The organism is Microbacterium sp. ZXX196 (genome assembly GCF_009709595.1).
In the GTDB taxonomy this organism is placed as follows: Bacteria; Actinomycetota; Actinomycetes; order Actinomycetales; family Microbacteriaceae; genus Microbacterium; species Microbacterium excoecariae.
Genome location: NZ_WMEE01000004.1, coordinates 73,071 through 88,266, shown reverse-complemented (window position 1 = coordinate 88,266; position 15,196 = coordinate 73,071). Strand labels below are relative to the sequence as shown.

Sequence of the window (15,196 nt, the reverse complement as noted above, 5' to 3'; positions counted from 1 at the left end):
AGAATCCTCGCTCAGCGCACCGCGAGGATGACGCGGACGACCGCGTCGAGCACCGCGTCGACCTGGTCCTCGCGATAGCCGCCGCGCTGGGTATGAAAGGCCGCCTGACGCACCTGATCCACGCCGACGTACTCTCCGTCGGAGAAGTATCGGGCGACGCGATCCGCCACGATGTCGACCTCGGCGACCGCGTACCCCGAGTGGAACCAGGGCACGCGCCGGAACCGGCTCCCCGCGGGGCGGCTCAGCCGCGCGAGCAGCTCCCTGGCCTCCTCCCGGGCGTTCTCGATCCAGGTGTCCGCACCGTCCGAGGCGATCGATTCCTCGCGCTCGCGCTGCGCAAACGCGTCCTCGAGCCGCGCGAGGGCGCCGTCGACGACGCGGATGTCGAAGCCGCCGCGGACGAGGGGGAACGATGCCTGTCGCACGTCGACGCTCCCGACCGACGGGTCCGTGCCGTCGAAGCTCGCGCGAGCGCGCGCAAGGAACCCCTCCACCGACGCCGGGTCGTAGCCGCGCGCGCCCCGCGCCGCGCGCGGAAACGAAGCGGCGGGGGCGTCCGCGGTCTTGTCGGTGGTCATCACGCCGCCAGGGGTCCGAGGAACTGGAAGAGCGCGAGGGCGACGACCGACGACGGGAGGATGCTGTCGAGGCGATCGAGCACGCCGCCGTGCCCCGGGAGCCACGAGCTCATGTCCTTGACGCCGAGATCGCGCTTGATCATCGACTCGGCCAGGTCGCCCAGCGTCGCGGATCCCGCCAGCACGACGCCAAAGATCGCGCCGGCCCACCAGGGGATCCCCACCAGGAAGATGCACGCCACCGCGCCCACGGCCCCGGAGATCGCCACCGCGCCCGCGAAGCCCTCCCAGGTCTTCCCCGGGCTGATCCGCGGGGCGAGCTTGTGGCGGCCGAAGGCCATCCCCGTGGCGTACGCGCCGGTGTCGGCCACCACGACCACGAGCAGGAAGGCAACGACCCACATGCCGCCGTGCTCCTGACGCGCCAGGACCAGCGCGGAGCTGGCGAGGAACGGGACGTAGAGGGGCACGAAGCACCCCACGATGATGTCGCTGAAGATCGACGCGTATACCCGACCGTCGCGCGCCGTCATCTGTGCCAACACGCGCCACACGATGATGAGCGCGAGCGCGAAGAACAGCGAGGTCCAGTGCACGGCCGTCGAGAACCAGTACGCCGCGGCAATGATCGCGACGGCGCCGATCACCTGCGGCACGATGTCGATCCTGCGTCCGCGCGCCTGCAGGGCGCGCCCGAATTCGAACACGCCGAGCACGGCGATGCCGACCGCGAGGATGGCGAAGACCCACGTCGCGAAGATCAGCGACGCGAGGACCGCCGCGCCGGCGGCGACGCCGACCGCGATGGCCGCCACGAGGTCGCGCCCCGTGCGCTTCTTGATGCGCTCGTTGGTCGCCTCGAACTGGTCGCGCGCCCGATCGATCCGCTGCTCGACCTCGTCGCGCGCGCGGTCGACGCGATCGTGGAGGGAGACGTGCGCGGGCAACGCCTCACCGACGGCCGGTGCGCCCGGCCGCTCCCCCTCCTGCTCCACGCCCGGCAGCATCAGACCTCGAGAAGCTCGGCTTCCTTGTGCTTGAGCGCCTCGTCGATCAGGTCGACGTGCTTCTTCGTGAGCTGGTCGAGGTCCTTCTCGCCGCGCACGACGTCGTCCTCGCCGATCTCGTCCTTCAGCGACTCGAGGTCGTCCTTCACCTGGCGGCGGATCCCGCGCACGCGCACGCGCGCGTCCTCGGCCTTACCGCGGACGAGCTTGACGTACTCCTTGCGGCGCTCCTCGGTGAGCTCCGGCATCGTGACGCGCACGATGTTGCCGTCGTTGGTCGGGTTCGCGCCGAGGTTCGGCATGTCGCGGATCGCGTCCTCGATCGCCTTGAGCGCCGACTTGTCGTAGGGCGTCACAACGACCGTGCGAGCCTCGGGGTTCGCGAACGAGGCGAGCTGCTGCAGCGGGGTCGGCGTGCCGTAGTAGTCGACCTGCACACGCTGGAACATCTGCGGGTTCGCGCGCCCCGTGCGCACGGTGGCGAAGTCCTCCTTCGCGGCCTCGACAGCGCGGTCCATGCGGCTGGTGGCTTCGGCCAGTACGTCGGCGATCACGGAAGACTCCATTCGTCGTTAATGCTTCGTTGATTCTATCGGCGCGCCGAGGCGCACCGCGCCTCGGCGCGCGGTGGGTCAGCGCGTGACCAGCGTGCCGATCGTGTCGCCGCGCAGCGCGCGCGTGACGTTCCCCGCGGGCTCCATACCGAAAACGCGCATGTTCATGCCGTTGTCCATGCAGAGGCTGAAGGCCGTCGAGTCGACGACCTTGAGGCCCTGGACCAGGGCCTCGCCGTACGTCACGTGGTCCAGGCGCTTTGCAGTGTCGTCGACGCGCGGATCCGCCGTGTACACGCCGTCGACGCCGTTCTTCGCGACGAGGACCTCGGTGGCCCGGATCTCGAGCGCCCGCTGGGCCGCCACCGTGTCGGTGGAGAAGTAGGGCAGGCCCGCGCCCGCGCCGAAGATCACGACGCGTCCCTTCTCCATGTGGCGCTCGGCGCGGCGCGGGATGTAGGGCTCGGCGACCTGGCGCATCTCGATCGCGGACTGCACACGCGTCTCGGTGCCCGCCTGCTCCAGGAAGTCCTGCAGCGCGAGCGCGTTCATCACCGTGCCGAGCATCCCCATGTAGTCGGCGCGGGAACGCTCCATGCCACTCTTGGACAGCTCGGCCCCGCGGAAGAAGTTGCCGCCGCCCACGACGATCGCGATCTCGACCTCCTCGGCGGCCTCCGCGATCTCGCGCGCGATCTGCCCCACGACGTCGGGCGCGACGCCGAGCTGACCCCCTCCGAAGGCTTCTCCCGACAGCTTCAGGAGAACGCGGCGGCGGGGGGTGGTGGGGGCGGCGTGAGTCACGGTGGCAGCTTCCTGTCGAAGGTGGCGAGGCGGTGCCTCCCACGCTATCGCAGTCGCCCCCGCCGCTCCTGGGGAACCCACGGAGAGCGAAAGGGCCCGGGATCCGCAGTGCGAATTCCGGGCCCTTTCGGGGGGACGCGTGGCGTCAGGCGCCGACCTTGAAGCGGGCGAAGCCCGACACGGTCAGGCCCGCGTCGTCCGCGACCTTCTGGATCGACAGCTTGTTGTCCTTGGCGTACGCCTGGTCCAGGAGCACGACCTGCTTGAAGAACGCGTTGACGCGACCCTCGACGATCTTCGGCAGGGCGGCCTCGGGCTTGCCCTCGTTGCGGGAGATCTCCGTGACGATCTCACGCTCCTTCTCGACGACGTCCGCGGGGACCTCGTCGCGCGTGAGGTACTGCGGCGCGGCGAACGAGATGTGCTGCGCGATAGAGCGCGCGGTCTCGGCGTCGTCGCCCGAGTAGGCCACGATCACGCCGACCTGCGGGGGCAGGTCCTTGCTCGTCTTGTGCAGGTAAATCTGGAACGCGTCGCCCGAGAGCGTGGCCGCGCCGCGGAGCTCGAGCTTCTCGCCGATGATGGCGGCCTCGTCCGAGATGAGCTGCTCGACGGTCTTGCCGTCGGCCTCGGCCTGAAGAGCGGCCTCGACGCCGTTCGCGCCCGCCGCGGCGACGGCCGCGAGGACCTTCTCCGAGAGCGCGATGAACTTGTCGTTCTTGGCGACGAAGTCGGTCTCGCACGCGAGCTCGATGAGCGTGGCGGCGCCGTCCGAGGCGACGCCCGCGACGAGGCCCTCGGTCGCGGCGCGGTCGGCGCGCTTCGCGTTGCCCTTGGCGCCCTTGAGGCGGAGGATCTCGATGGCCTTCTCGAGGTTGCCCTCGGCCTCCTCGAGCGCCTTCTTGGTGTCGACCATGCCCGTGCCGAGCTGCTCACGCAGCGTCTTGATGTCGGCGATGCTGACGTTTGCCATGAGTGGCTTCCCTTGTGGTGTCGGTGATGGACCGGAAAGTTCGATCGTGAAAAGGGGTGCGGCGCGGGTGTCGCCGCGGACGAGGGCGGGCGCCGGGATCGGCGCCCGCCCTCGAGCGGTCACTCGGCCGCGGGGGCCTCGGCCGGGGCCTCCTCCGAGGCGGGAGCCTCGGAGGCCTGGCCCTGCTCGAGCAGCTCGCGCTCCCACTCGGCGAGCGGCTCGGCCGCCTGGTCGCCCTCGGGATTGTGCTTCTGCTGCAGCCCCTCGGCGGCGGCGTCGGCGATGATGCGCGTCAGGAGCGAGACGGAGCGGATCGCGTCGTCGTTGCCGGGGATCGGGTAGGCGAGGTCGTCGGGGTCGACGTTGGTGTCGAGGATGCCGATGACCGGGATGCCGAGCTTGCGGGCCTCGTCGATGGCGAGGTGCTCGCGCTTGGCGTCGACGACCCACAGGGCCGACGGGGTCTTCGTGAGGTTACGGATACCACCGAGCGACTTGTGGAGCTTGTCGAGCTCGCGCTTCTTGAGGAGGAGCTCCTTCTTGGTGAAACCGGTGCCGGCCGGGTCCTCAAAGTCCAGCTCCTCGAGCTCCTTCATGCGCGCGAGACGCTTGGAGACCGTCTGGAAGTTCGTGAGGAGGCCACCGAGCCAGCGCTCGTTGACGTAGGGCTGACCGACGCGGGTCGCCTGCTCGGCGAGCACCTCCTGGGCCTGCTTCTTCGTTCCAACGAAGAGGATCGTGCCACCGTGCGCGACCGTCTCCTTGACGAAGTCGTAGGCGCGGTCGATGTAGGACAGCGACTGCTGCAGGTCGATGATGTGAATGCCACTGCGCTCCGTGAGGATGAAGCGCTTCACCTTCGGGTTCCACCGGCGGGTCTGGTGTCCGAAGTGCACGCCGCTGTCGAGCAGCTGGCGAATGGTAACGACGGCCATGTGCCGTTCTCCTTGCGTTGGGGCGCGCGAAGCGCGCCTGTTCCGGTTGATACTGCCGACGGACGTCGGCGATCCTGGTGCCCCGCGCACGCCCGCCCTCCGCGAGGAGGGACCGAGGGGAATGCGCCACGGCCGAGGCCGCATCAGGCACGCGAAGTCACCCCGCAGGACGGGGTGCTCCCGCCAGTGTATCAGGCCGGTCCCGCCCGGGTGCGCCGTCTCGGGCCCGCCAGCGCGTCCACAGGGCCGTGCGTCGCGCGGGTGTCCCCGCGATGGCGGATTCCCGCGGCGGCGCCGCGCGATCGCCGGGAAGATGTCGCCATGATCCGCCTCTTTTCGCCCCGCGCGCGCCGCGTGATCGCCCTCCTGGCGATCGCCTTCGCACTGTCTCCCGCACCCCCCGTCGGGGCCGCGCCGGGCGACGCGTCCGCCGTCGGCGACGCGTCGCCGACGGCGGACGCGGTCGCCTGGGCCTGGCCGGGCGGTCTCCGCGTCGTCGTGCGCGCGTACGAGCCGCCCGCCCACGCGTACGGCCCGGGTCACCGCGGCGTGGACCTCGGCGCGGGCGGTGTGATTGTCGCGCCCGCCGACGGCGTCGTCGCCTTCTCCGGGAGCGTCGCGGGCCGGCCGCTCGTGACGATCGACCACGGCGGCGGGCTCGTGTCGACCCTCGAGCCGGTCGCCGGGGCTCCCCCGGCGGGCACAGCCGTCGCCCGCGGCCAGGAAATCGGCGAGCTCGCCGAGGGTGGGCACGCGCGGGCGGGGACCGTGCACCTCGGCGCGCGCCTCGACGGCGCCTACATCAACCCCCTCGCGCTGCTGGGCGCCGCGGAGCGCCCCGTGCTCCTGCCCTGCTGCTGAGGGCCCGCTACGCGCGGGGATGCGCGAGCCGGTAGGCGGCCGCGAGGCGCTCGCTCGAGACGTGCGTGTAGATCTGCGTGGTCCCGAGGCTGGCGTGCCCGAGGAGCTCCTGCACCGCGCGAAGGTCGGCTCCCCCGTCGAGCAAGTGGGTCGCCGCCGAGTGACGCAGGGCATGGGGGCCCACGGCCGCGGAGCCCACGAGCGGCCCGATCGCGCGCGACACGACGTCGTACACGGCGCGCGCGCCGAGGCGACCCCCGCGCGCGCCGAGGAAGAGGGCGCTCGACACCTCCGAGCGCCGCGCCGCGAGCGCCGGGCGCGCGCGGACGAGGTAGGCGTCCAGGGCGCGCTGCGCGGGGGCGCCGTACGGCACCACGCGGTCCTTGTCTCCCTTGCCCGTGACCCGCGCCGTCCGGCGCCCCGCGTCGACGTCGCCGCGGTCCAGGCCGCACAGCTCGGCCACGCGGATCCCGGATCCGTACAGTAGCTCGAGCATCGCGTGGTCGCGCAGCGCGAGCGGATCGCCGTCGGCGGCCCGCGCTGCGGCCTCGTCGAGGACGGCGGCGAGGCCGTCTGCCGGCGCGACGCGCGGGAGCGGGCGGCCCTTCTTGGGCGTGACGAGCCGGGCGGTGGGATCCGCGGGGATCCTGCCCTCGTCGAGGAGCCAACGGAACAGGCCCCGGGCGCTCGACGTGCGGCGGGCGAGCGTCGAGCGCGCGTCGCCGCGCGTGGCCGCGCGCCACAGCCACTCGCGGAGGTCCTCGACGTCGATCTCCGCCACCGCGGGGTCGCCCGCGGCATCGCACAGGTCGCGCAGGTCCGCGCGGTATGCCCGGGCGGTCGCGGCCGACAGCCGCCGGACGCCCGTGAGGTGCGAGACGAAGGCCTCGATCGCCGCGGAGAGGAGCATGCGCTCATTCTCCCCGCGGCGATCGCGCTCGCGTGCGGGGCGCGCGGATCAGGCCAGCGCGGCGCGGAGCTCCGCGGCGGCCGCGGCGACGTCCGGGGCGCCGTAGATCGCCCCGCCCGCCACCGCGGTGTGCGCGCCGGCGGCGGCGACGTCCGCGATCGAGGAGGCGTTCACGCCGCCGGCGACCGAGAACGGCACGCCCGCGGCGCGGCCGGCGGCGAGCAGGTCATCGAGCGCGTAGCCGTCCTGGGCCTGCTCGTCGAGGCCCGCATGCATCTCCACCGAGGTCGCGCCGAGCGCGACGACCTCGGCCGCCCGCGCGGCCTTTTCGGAGACGCCGATCAGGTCCACCACGACACCCTTGCCGTGCGAGCGAGCGGCCTCGACGGCACCCGCGATCGTCGAGTCATCGGCTGTGCCGAGCACCGTCACGAGGTCGGCGCCGGCCTGGAAGGCGATGTCCGCCTCGAGAGCGCCCGCATCCATCGTCTTGAGGTCCGCGAAGATCACCTTGTCGGGGTGTGCCTCCCTCATCGCGGTGACGGCGCGGAGGCCCTCACTCTTGATGAGGGGCGTGCCGAGCTCGAGCACGTCGACGTACGGCGCGGCCGCGGCGGCGAGCTCAAGGGCGTGGGCGGTCGTGAGCGTGTCAATGGCGAACTGAATCTTCATGGGGGTCCTTTGTCGTATCGGAAGGGGGATCGGAGGGAGGATTACTCGAGGTTTGCGTGGCGGGGCCACAGCTCGTCGGCGCTCTGCCCGCCCGCGCGCCAGAGCTGGTGAAACAGCGCGTCGCCCGCGAGGACCACCGCCTGCTCGAAGAGGCTCCCGGCGTATTGGGCGCTCGCGGCCTCCGAGCGGTCCTGTTTCGCGGCGGCGGGGATGACGGCGACCACGTCGGCGAGGCGGCCGAGCGGGGAATCGGACGCGGTCGTCCAGACCGCCACGCGGGCACCGGCCGCGCGCGCCGACTCCGCCGCGCGGACGATGCTGCCCGTCGTGCCGGATCCGCTCGCGACGAGGAGCAGGTCGCCTCGGGCGATGGCGGGGGTCGTCGCGTCTCCGACAACGTGGACGCGGAGCCCGAGGTGCGCGAGCCGCATCGCGGTCATGCGGAGGGCGATGCCCGAGCGCCCCGCGCCGTGGACGAAGACGCGATCCGAGTCCGCGACGGCGTCCGCGAGCTCGCCGAGCGGCGGCAGCCCGCGCAGCACGCCGTCCACCTCGCCCGCGATGAGCGCCCGCGCGTCGCGCGGGTCGGGTCCGGACGCCGTCGAGGTCTGCGTGCTCATGAACCCATGCTCGCGCGGGCGCCGCCCGCATGCGCCCGCCCGTTCGACAGGGCGCCCTGCCCGCTCGGGCAGGGCCCCGCCTTTCGGGTAGCGTGAGGCGCGTGTCCCCTCCCCCGTCCGACGGCGAGGCCGCGCGCGCGGTCCGCGACATCGCCGACCATCACGCCCTGACGCTCGAGAGCCTGCTCGCCATCCTGCGCTCGCGGACCGCGTCGGATCGCGGCGCGCGGCAGGCCGCGATCGACGTCGCCGCCGCCGCTCTCGTCGACCTCCGCGCCGCCTCCGACGAGCACGAGGCGGGGGTGCTCGAACCCGTCGCGGGGGCGTTCGCGCGCCTGACGCGGGACCTCCGCCCGCTGATGACCTACGGCGACCTGGACGTGCAGTTCGTCGAGCCGCCGGAGAACGGGCGCGCCCTGCCCGGGGACGTGGCGCACGCAGCGCGGGCCATCGTGCGCAACGCGGTCCTCGCGATCGTCGATGCCTCGAGCGCGCGACGGATCCGGATTCAGTGGGACTGCGACGGCCGTAACCTCCTCATCGGCATCCGAGACGACGGCGCCGGCGATCGCGCCGCGCACGACGACGGGCTCCGCCCCATCGCCGAGCACGTCGCGGGCCTGGCCGGCGACATCGCCGTGACGGCCACGCCCGGCTGGGGCACGGACGTGCGCATCACGATCCCCCTCGATCCGCCGCCCGCGATCGACGGCGACGCGCTGGGGGCCCTCACGCCCCGCGAGCGGGAGGTCGCCGCGCTCCTCGCGACGGGGGCGCGCAATGCTGACATCGCGCGCGAGGTCGGCATCAGCGAGCACACCGTGAAGTACCACGTGTCCCAGATCCTGCGGCGCACGGGCGCGCGCACCCGGGCCGAAGTCGTCGGCCTGTTGCGCTGACTCACGCCTCGAGCCATCCCTCGGCCGTGCGCCGCGCGGCTCCCTCGAGGACGAGGAGCCCGAGCGCCGATTCGACCTCGTCCGGCGCCAACCCGCTCCGCGCCGCGATCTCGCCGACCCCCTGCGCCCGCCGCCGCGTCAGCGCGTCGGCCACGCGGACGACCTCGGGCGGCGGATCCGTCGCGACGGGCGGGGCCGGATCCGCCTCGCCGAGGAGCTCGCGCACGTCGGCGGCGCGGGTGATGCACACGGCCGCGTACTCCCGCAGCAGGCGGTGACACCCCGACGAGGTCGAGCTCGTCACGGGGCCGGGCACCGCTCCGAGCGGGCGCCCGAGCGCGGCCGCGTGCCCGGCCGTGTTGATGCTGCCGCTGCGCGCGCCCGCCTCCACGATGACGGTCGCCGCCGCGTGCGCGGCGATGAGCCGGTTGCGCGCGAGGAATCGCCAGCGGGTGGGGGTCGTCCCCGGCGGGCATTCCGCGGCCACCGCGCCCGCGCGGGCGATCTGCTCCAGGAGCGCCGCGTGCCCCGCGGGGTAGACGCGGTCCGCCCCGCCCGCGACGTATGCGATCGTCGGACCCTCGCCCTGGAGCGCGGCGCGATGGGCGGCGCCGTCGATGCCGTACGCGGCCCCGGAGACGACCGTGACGCCCGACCGCGCGAGGTCCCCCGCGATCTCGGCGGTCACGTGCTCGCCGTACGCCGTGGCCGCGCGCGCCCCGACGAGCGCCGCCGACCGCGGCCGCGCCAGGGCCGCGGGGTCCCCGCGCACCCAGAGACACGCCGGCGCGTGCGCGCCCAGATCCGCGAGGCCCTCCGGCCACGCCGGGTCGCCGGGGATCACGAGGGCGAGGCCTCGGCGCGCGCCGATTGCCACGGCCGCCTCCACGCGCGCCGGGTCCCAGCGCGGCCGCCACCGGAGGACGCCCTCCCGCACGGCGCGCGCCGCGTCCGGAGCCGGATCCGCGACGCGCTCGAGCGCGCCCGCTGCGCCGTACGCCGCGCGCAGGGCGCCCGCCACGCCGTCCCCCGGTTCGCCGAGCACGGACCATGCCGCGCGTGCCAGGCGTTCGTCGTCGTCGGCGCCCCACCAGGCCCGCGCCGTGGCGCGCGCACGCGCGCTCACGAGGTCACTCACGCCGCCACCCCCTTCTTGAGGAACAGCGCGCGCCCGACGTCGGCGACCTCGGGGCGATCGCGGCCCGCGAGGTCGGCGAGCGTCCAAGACACCCGCGCGACGCGGTCGTATGCGCGGAGGGTCACCAGGCCCCTTTCAAGCGCGCCGTCGAGCGTCCGCCTCGCCTCCCCGGCGAGCCGGTGCGGGCTCTCGCGCAGCCAGGTCCCCGGCACCTCCGCGTTCGTGCGCCAGGGGGTGTCGCGCCAGCGTTCGGCCGCCCGCTCGCGCGCCGCGTCGACCCGCCCGCGCGCCGCCGCGGTCGTCGTGCGGCCGCGCCCCGGCCCGCCGAGGCGGGACACGCGCGCGAGCCGGAGATCGATGTCGACGCGATCGAGGAGCGGCCCGGAGATCTTCGCGGCGTAGCGCCGGACCTCCGCGGGCGAGCAGGTGCACACGCCGCCCGCGACGCCGAACTCGCCGCATGGGCACGGATTCATCGCGAGAACGAGCTGAAACCGCGCCGGGAACCGCGCCGTGAACCCGGCGCGATGAATCTCTATGGTGCCGCTCTCGAGCGGCTGCCGCAGGGCGTCGAGCACCGAGCGCGGCGCCTCCGCGACCTCGTCGAGGAAGAGCACGCCGCGCGAGGCGCGGGCCACGGCCCCGGGCGAAGCGCGGCGCGATCCGCCGCCGACGAGCGCCGCGAGCGTCGCCGAATGGTGGGGAGATTCGAAGGGCGGCGTGCGCCCGAGGCGCGTGACGGCCTCGCCGGACAACGACCGCACGCTCGCCACCTCGAGTGCCGCGGCGTCGTCGAGCGCGGGAAGGATCCCCGGCAGCCGCCGCGCGAGCATGGTCTTCCCCGCCCCCGGCGGGCCGGACATGAGCAGATGGTGCCCACCCGCCGCCGCGACGACGAGCGCCTCGACCGCCTCGTCCTGACCGACGACCTCGGACAGGTCTGGCGGGGTCTCATCCGGAGCCTGCGCCGGCGCCGCCGCCTCCGGGGCCTCCCCGCCCGCGAGCACGGGGTCGTCGACGTCGGCCCCGTGCAGCCTGGCGGCCTCCGCCAGGGTCCGCACGGCGATGACCTCCGCCCCGGTGACGAGCTCGGCCTCCGCGCGGTTGGACCAGGGCACGACCACCCGCGGCCGCCCGGCGCGCACCGCGGCCAGCACGGCGGGGAGGACCCCGGGCACCGCGCGCACGCGGCCGTCCAGCCCGAGCTCGCCGATGTGCACCGTGCGGGCAAGCGAGTCGGGATCCGCGCGTCCGTCGGTCGCGACGGCCGCGAGCGCGACCGCGAGGTCGAACCCGGACCCCTGCTTCGGCAGGCTCGCGGGCGAGAGGTTGACGGTGAGCCGGCGGTCCGGCAGCGCCAGGCCGCTGTTCTCCGACGCGTTCGTCACGCGCCGGACCGCCTCGCCCAGCGCCTTGTCGGGCATGCCGATCAGCCGGAAGTCGGGTCGGTGCTGCGTGATGTCCGCCTCGACCTCGATGAGCGCGCCCGCCAGCCCCGTCAGCGCGACCGCCCACGTCCGCACGACGATCACGCGAGCCCCCGCAGGTGCTCGACCGTGGCGGTCGCGGCGTCCGGTCCCGTCACGGCGATGGCGTCGACACGCAGCTGGCGTCCGCGCGCGACGTCCGGATGCGCGCGCGCCCACGCGAGCGCGAGACGCCACAGCCGGGCGAGCTTATCGTCGTCGATCGCCTCGAACGGGTGCCCGTACCGCATGCTCGTGCGCGTCTTCACCTCGACGATCGCAAGGCGGTCGCGCTCGAGCGCGACGATGTCGATCTCGCCGGCGGGGCAGCGCCAGTTACGGTCGACGACGCGCGCGCCGGCGTCGGTGAGATAGGCGGCCGCGCGTTCTTCGCCCGCGCGCCCCAGGGTCGTGTTGTGAGCCATGGGGCCACTGTCGCGGGGCGCCGGCTCTCGCGCTCTCGCTCACCCGCGAAACGGCGCGGATCCTGGGGACAACCTCGCGGATCCGCGGGCTCGGGACGGGCCCGGCCGCGCGCTACTGCTTGCCGATGGAGAGGTCGTCCGGCAGCTCGAATCCCCGGCGCGACAGCTCCTCGATGTTGACGTCCTTGAACGTCAGGACGCGCACCGAGGTGACGAAGCGGTCGGCGCGGTAGATGTCCCAGACCCAGACGTCGCGCATCGTGAGCTCGAAGTAGAAGTCGTTCTCGGTGTCATGCCGCACCAGGCCGACCTCGTTCGCGAGATAGAAGCGCCGTTCCGTCTCGATCACGTACTGGAACTGGCCGACAACGTCGCGGTACTCGCGATACAGCGCCAGCTCGAGCTCTCGGTCGAAATCGTCGAAGACATCGTCATCCATGGTCATCCCATTCTAGGAGCTCGTCGACCACCGGTCAGAACAGCCCGGGCCCGATCGCCCACGACCGCCGGTGGTGATCGGTCAGGCCGTGGGCGTCGATCGCGGCGCGGTGCGCGGCGCTGGCGTACCCCTTGTTGCGCGCCCAGCCGTACGGCTCGTGATCCGCGTCCAGCGCCACCATGAGCGCGTCCCGCTCGACCTTGGCCGCGATGGATGCGGCCGAGATGACGGCGCGGTCGCGGTCGCCCTTCACGATCGCCCGCACGTCCAGGCGGCCGAGGCGCGGTCGCGCGGCGAGCGTGACGTAGTCGCGATCGCCGTCGAGCAGCACGATTCCCGAGGCGGGGTCGAAGCCGTCCTCCGCGAGGCGCTCGAGCGCGCGCGTCGCGGCGAGCGCGAGCGCCCCCATGATGCCGAGCTCGTCCACCTCGCCGGGGGTCGCCCAGCCGAGGCGGGTCGCCACGGTCCACTCCCCCGCCGCGCGCGCCACGCCGGCGCGCCGGCGTTCTGCGACGAGCTTGGAATCGCGTAGCCCGTCCGGGACCCCGAGCGCCGCGCGGTCGCGGTCGAGAACGCTGGCGCCCACCGTGACCGGCCCGGCGAGCGCGCCGCGGCCCACCTCGTCGACCCCGAACACGAGCGGGGCGTCCTCGAGCAGGCCCCGCTCGAGGTCGAGCGTGGGCTGAACGGGCGTCATTCGGCGGGGTCCGGCACGCCCATGAAGGCGTCCGAGGCCGACGACAGCGTGCCGAAGTGCGACAGCGGCCACGTGCGCAGCACGACCCGGCCCACGACGTTGTCGAGCGGGACGAACCCGCCGCCCGGCTGGTCCGCGTGATAGCGGGAGTCCTGCGAGCGGTTGCGGTTATCCCCCATGACCCAGAGGGATCCCTCGGGCACCGTCACGTCGAAGTCCGTCGTCGAGGCGAGGGAGGATCCGTCCGGCAGGTCGAGGTAGTCGAGCTCGTCCACGCCCACGCCGTTGACCTCGATCTGCCCGAGCGCGTTGCAGCACGTGATGTGGTCGCCCGGGAGCCCGATGACCCGCTTGACGAGGTGGTCCTCGGAGTCGGACGCCGAGATGCCGACCGCGGTCAGCGCCCAGTCGATCGCGCCCGCGGCGCCCCCGGGGCTCGGCGTGGCGGAGGTCGGGAGCCACCCGCCCGGGTCCTCGAACACGACGACGTCGCCGCGGTCGTAGCCCGTCCAGTCCACCGTCAGCTCGTCGACGAGGATCCGGTCGCCCGTCATGAGGGTCCGCTCCATGGACGCCGACGGGATGTAGAAGGACCGAACCACGAAGGCCTTGATGACCACCGACGCGACGACGGCGATCACGACGATGAGCGCGACGTCGCGCAGGAAGATCAGCGCGCCGCGTCCGCGCGGGCGCGCCCGCGCGGACGCGGGCTGTGGTTCGGTTGTCATCATCACCAGGTTCCCACACGCCGAACGCCCCACGACAATCGTGTCGCGGGGCGTTCGCCGAGAATTCCGGCCGGGGGCTTAGGCGTCGCGCTTCTCGCGGATCTTCGCCTTCTTGCCGCGGAGCTCGCGGAGGTAGTACAGCTTCGCGCGACGCACGTCACCGCGCGAGACCACCTCGATCTTGTCGATGATCGGCGAGTGCACGGGGAACACGCGCTCGACGCCGACCTGGAAGCTGATCTTGCGGACCGTGAAGGTCTCGCGGACGCCATCGCCCTGGCGGCCGAGCACGACGCCCTGGAAGACCTGGACGCGCGAGCGGTTGCCCTCGATGATGTTGACGTGCACCTTGACGGTGTCGCCGGGACCGAACTCGGGGATGTCGCTGCGCAGCGAGGCGCTGTCGACGGCATCGATGATGTTCATGATGAATCGCTTCCTGCGGTCGCCACAGGCCGCCCGCAACAGGTGAGAAAAGGCGTGTGTGCGTGAGGATCCCCTGAACGCGGATCCCTCGACTCCCCTGCGGCAGAATCGAAACCGGCCCGCCAACGGGCACGCCGGTCACGGCACAAACGTCTATTCTGCCACATCCCCGCGCGCGACACGACCCGCGCGTCGAGCCGTCTCCCGGGCGCATGCGGAACAATGGATCCTCGGCGAAAGGACACCCATGATCGAGCTGCGCACCCCTGCCGAGATCGACGCGATGCGCCCCGCGGGGCGATTTGTCGCGGAGACGCTTGAGACCCTCCGCGACGAGGTGACGGTCGGGACGAACCTGCTGGCGATCGACCGTCGCGCGCACGACCTGATCCGGCGCGCAGGCGCGGAGAGCTGCTACCTCGACTACGCGCCCTCGTTCGGGTCCGGTCCGTTCGGCAAGGTGATCTGCACGTCGATCAACGACGCCGTGCTCCACGGCATGCCGCACGACTACGCCGTCCGTGACGGCGACCTCGTCACCCTGGACTTCGCGGTCTCCGTCGACGGATGGGTAGCCGACTCCGCCGTGTCCTTCGTCGTCGGCACGCCCCGCGACGAGGACCTCGCGCTGATCGAGACGACCGAGCGCGCGCTCGCGGCCGGCATCGCCGCCGCCCAGCCGGGCGGCAAAGTGGGCGACATCTCGGCCGCGATCGCCGAGGTCGCGCACGGCGCGGGCCTGTCGATCAACACCGACTTCGGCGGCCACGGCGTGGGGCGCACGATGCACGGCGACCCGCACATCCCCAACAACGGCCGCGCCGGCCGCGGTTTCCCCCTCAAGCCGGGCCTCGTCGTCGCGATCGAGCCGTGGTTCCTGCACACGACCGATAAGTTGAAGACCGACGAGAACGACGGGTGGACGCTGCGCAGCGCGGACGGATCCCGCGGCGCGCACAGCGAGCACACGATCGCCATCACCGCCGACGGCCCCCTGATCCTCACGGACCGCTCGGCGCTCTAACGAGTCTCACGGGGGCCGCGCGCGGCCTGTGAGG

At 73.2% G+C, this 15,196-nt stretch carries 19 protein-coding genes; 3 read left to right on the top strand and 16 right to left on the bottom strand.

Features of this window, described 5'->3' with window-relative positions; translation table 11 throughout:
• Positions 1-11: 11 nt before the first annotated feature.
• The 6 genes from GJQ66_RS05545 to rpsB form a co-directional block, all read right to left on the bottom strand.
• On the bottom strand, positions 12-581 hold the full coding sequence (locus GJQ66_RS05545; protein ID WP_155048509.1) for a DivIVA domain-containing protein: 570 nt from the start codon (positions 579-581) through the stop codon (positions 12-14).
• Positions 581-1,576 (bottom strand): phosphatidate cytidylyltransferase, encoded by a 996-nt coding sequence (locus tag GJQ66_RS05540; RefSeq protein ID WP_196215818.1) that lies wholly within the window; start codon positions 1,574-1,576, stop codon positions 581-583. Before GJQ66_RS05540 ends, GJQ66_RS05545 begins: the two co-directional genes overlap by 1 nt.
• 11 nt (positions 1,577-1,587) lie before the next feature.
• Positions 1,588-2,142: a ribosome recycling factor gene (gene frr, locus GJQ66_RS05535; protein ID WP_368732740.1), complete on the bottom strand. Its 555-nt coding sequence runs from the start codon at positions 2,140-2,142 to the stop codon at positions 1,588-1,590.
• Positions 2,143-2,220: 78 nt separating this feature from the next.
• Positions 2,221-2,946, bottom strand: a complete 726-nt coding sequence (pyrH, locus tag GJQ66_RS05530; RefSeq protein ID WP_368732710.1) for a UMP kinase — start codon at positions 2,944-2,946, stop codon at positions 2,221-2,223.
• A gap of 145 nt (positions 2,947-3,091) precedes the next feature.
• Positions 3,092-3,919, bottom strand: coding sequence for a translation elongation factor Ts (tsf, locus tag GJQ66_RS05525; RefSeq protein ID WP_155048342.1), 828 nt, complete (start codon positions 3,917-3,919; stop codon positions 3,092-3,094).
• A gap of 119 nt (positions 3,920-4,038) precedes the next feature.
• Entirely contained in the window at positions 4,039-4,854 is an 816-nt protein-coding gene (gene rpsB, locus GJQ66_RS05520; RefSeq protein ID WP_230379322.1) for a 30S ribosomal protein S2, read from the bottom strand.
• Positions 4,855-5,175: 321 nt separating this feature from the next.
• Here rpsB and GJQ66_RS05515 point away from each other — a divergent pair, with 321 nt between their 5' ends.
• The gene (locus tag GJQ66_RS05515; protein ID WP_155048341.1) at positions 5,176-5,715 is read left to right on the top strand and encodes a murein hydrolase activator EnvC; all 540 of its coding nucleotides are present in this window, start codon (positions 5,176-5,178) and stop codon (positions 5,713-5,715) included.
• Positions 5,716-5,722: 7 nt separating this feature from the next.
• On the opposite strand, the gene GJQ66_RS05510 is transcribed toward GJQ66_RS05515, so the two are convergent.
• The 3 genes from GJQ66_RS05510 to hxlB are packed head-to-tail and all read right to left on the bottom strand — an operon-like array spanning position 5,723 to position 7,917.
• The gene (locus GJQ66_RS05510) at positions 5,723-6,625 is read right to left on the bottom strand and encodes a tyrosine recombinase XerC (RefSeq protein ID WP_155048340.1); all 903 of its coding nucleotides are present in this window, start codon (positions 6,623-6,625) and stop codon (positions 5,723-5,725) included.
• Between the two features lie 48 nt (positions 6,626-6,673).
• A complete protein-coding gene (gene hxlA, locus GJQ66_RS05505; protein ID WP_155048339.1) occupies positions 6,674-7,297 on the bottom strand; it encodes a 3-hexulose-6-phosphate synthase in 624 nt (207 codons plus the stop codon).
• Between the two features lie 41 nt (positions 7,298-7,338).
• Positions 7,339-7,917 (bottom strand): 6-phospho-3-hexuloisomerase, encoded by a 579-nt coding sequence (gene hxlB / locus GJQ66_RS05500; RefSeq protein ID WP_155048338.1) that lies wholly within the window; start codon positions 7,915-7,917, stop codon positions 7,339-7,341.
• A 101-nt stretch (positions 7,918-8,018) separates the two neighbouring features.
• Between hxlB and GJQ66_RS15285 the strand changes: the two genes are divergently transcribed.
• Positions 8,019-8,816, top strand: coding sequence for a LuxR C-terminal-related transcriptional regulator (locus GJQ66_RS15285; RefSeq protein ID WP_368732709.1), 798 nt, complete (start codon positions 8,019-8,021; stop codon positions 8,814-8,816).
• A 1-nt stretch (position 8,817) separates the two neighbouring features.
• Here GJQ66_RS15285 and dprA read toward each other — a convergent pair whose 3' ends face one another.
• The 7 genes from dprA to rplS form a co-directional block, all read right to left on the bottom strand.
• The gene (gene dprA / locus GJQ66_RS05490) at positions 8,818-9,954 is read right to left on the bottom strand and encodes a DNA-processing protein DprA (RefSeq protein ID WP_368732708.1); all 1,137 of its coding nucleotides are present in this window, start codon (positions 9,952-9,954) and stop codon (positions 8,818-8,820) included.
• Complete coding sequence (locus tag GJQ66_RS05485) at positions 9,951-11,486, bottom strand: YifB family Mg chelatase-like AAA ATPase (RefSeq protein WP_368732707.1); 1,536 nt, start codon at positions 11,484-11,486, stop codon at positions 9,951-9,953. The genes dprA and GJQ66_RS05485 overlap by 4 nt, the downstream gene beginning before the upstream one ends.
• Entirely contained in the window at positions 11,483-11,845 is a 363-nt protein-coding gene (locus GJQ66_RS05480) for a YraN family protein (protein ID WP_155048335.1), read from the bottom strand. Before GJQ66_RS05480 ends, GJQ66_RS05485 begins: the two co-directional genes overlap by 4 nt.
• A 112-nt stretch (positions 11,846-11,957) precedes the next feature.
• Complete coding sequence (locus GJQ66_RS05475; RefSeq protein ID WP_155048334.1) at positions 11,958-12,284, bottom strand: DUF2469 family protein; 327 nt, start codon at positions 12,282-12,284, stop codon at positions 11,958-11,960.
• Positions 12,285-12,318: 34 nt separating this feature from the next.
• Positions 12,319-12,981, bottom strand: coding sequence for a ribonuclease HII (locus GJQ66_RS05470; RefSeq protein ID WP_155048333.1), 663 nt, complete (start codon positions 12,979-12,981; stop codon positions 12,319-12,321).
• A complete protein-coding gene (lepB, locus tag GJQ66_RS05465; protein ID WP_196215817.1) occupies positions 12,978-13,712 on the bottom strand; it encodes a signal peptidase I in 735 nt (244 codons plus the stop codon). Before lepB ends, GJQ66_RS05470 begins: the two co-directional genes overlap by 4 nt.
• Before the next feature lie 78 nt (positions 13,713-13,790).
• A complete protein-coding gene (rplS, locus tag GJQ66_RS05460) occupies positions 13,791-14,138 on the bottom strand; it encodes a 50S ribosomal protein L19 (protein ID WP_155048331.1) in 348 nt (115 codons plus the stop codon).
• 247 nt (positions 14,139-14,385) lie between these two features.
• Here rplS and map point away from each other — a divergent pair, with 247 nt between their 5' ends.
• The gene (map, locus tag GJQ66_RS05455; protein WP_155048330.1) at positions 14,386-15,162 is read left to right on the top strand and encodes a type I methionyl aminopeptidase; all 777 of its coding nucleotides are present in this window, start codon (positions 14,386-14,388) and stop codon (positions 15,160-15,162) included.
• Positions 15,163-15,196: the final 34 nt, after the last annotated feature.